Origin of the sequence: Gardnerella sp. 30-4, from assembly GCF_001641215.1 — a bacterium.
GTDB lineage: Bacteria > Actinomycetota > Actinomycetes > Actinomycetales > Bifidobacteriaceae > Bifidobacterium > Bifidobacterium leopoldii.
On sequence record NZ_LXJL01000169.1, the window covers coordinates 1 to 1,057 of the forward strand.

1 protein-coding gene is annotated in these 1,057 nt (G+C 41.8%); it reads right to left on the reverse strand.

Going from position 1 to position 1,057, the window contains the following annotated elements:
• Positions 1-60 precede the first annotated feature (60 nt).
• Complete coding sequence (gene cysK / locus A5294_RS06425) at positions 61-993, reverse strand: cysteine synthase A (RefSeq protein WP_064340740.1); 933 nt, start codon at positions 991-993, stop codon at positions 61-63.
• Positions 994-1,057: the final 64 nt, after the last annotated feature.

Here is a 1,057-nt window from a genome sequence, read left to right on the forward strand (position 1 = left end):
TTATTTGCACATATTATTTAATCAAAACTTGCGTGTTTATAGTAGTGCTACTAAATACAGTTAGTTTTCAAATAATGCAGTAGACAAGTATCTATCTCCTGAATCTGGAAGTATTGCAACTATGGTTTTTCCCGCATTTTCTTCTCTTTTTGCTTCTTGGATTGCTGTCCAAACCGCAGCTCCGGAAGAAATGCCTACGAGAACGCCTTCTTTTTTGCTTATAAGCTTGCTGCTTTCAATTGCGTTTTCATTTGTTACATGAACAATACGATCGTAAATGTTTTGGTTGAGCACATCTGGCACGAATCCTGCACCGATTCCTTGAATCTTGTGCGCTCCTGGCTTGCCGCCTGCGAGCACAGGGGAGTCGGCTGGTTCTACTGCAATTACTTCAAGCTGCGGATTTTGCTCTTTTAAATATGTTCCTGTACCAGTAATTGTGCCGCCTGTTCCAACGCCAGCGATAAGCATATCCACGTTTTCGTCAGTGTCTTGCCAAATTTCTGGGCCGGTTGTGTTGTAGTGCGCGTGCACATTTGCTTGATTGGTAAACTGTCCTGGAGTCCACGCGTTTGGCGTGTTTTCAACGATTTCTTTCGCTTTTGCAATAGCGCCTTTCATTCCTTCTGCAGCAGGTGTGAGCACGAGTTCTGCCCCGTATGCTTTCATAAGTTTTCGGCGTTCAATAGACATGCTTTCTGGCATCACAATAATGCTTTTGTATCCTTTTGTTTGTGCAATCATTGCAAGACCAATGCCAGTGTTTCCAGAAGTTGGCTCAACAATTACTGAGCCTGGCTTAATTGTGCCTGTGGTTTCTGCTTCTTCAATCATCTGCTTTGCGATGCGGTCTTTTACGGAACCTGCTGGGTTGAAGTATTCGAGTTTTACGAGGATTTTTGCTGCTAGATTGTACTCTTTTTCAATGTGAGTAAGCTCCAGAAGTGGAGTGTGACCTACGAGTTCTTGCACGGACTTGTAGATGTTAGACATAATATTTCCCCTTACTTGTTTGTCTTGTTTAATTTAATTTGTTTAATTTTGTTTATTTTTAATT

Bases quoted from the DNA above. Each gene is read 5' to 3' on its own strand.
- cysK (WP_064340740.1), bottom strand. From the start codon at position 993: ATGTCTAACATCTACAAGTCCGTGCAAGAACTCGTAGGTCACACTCCA.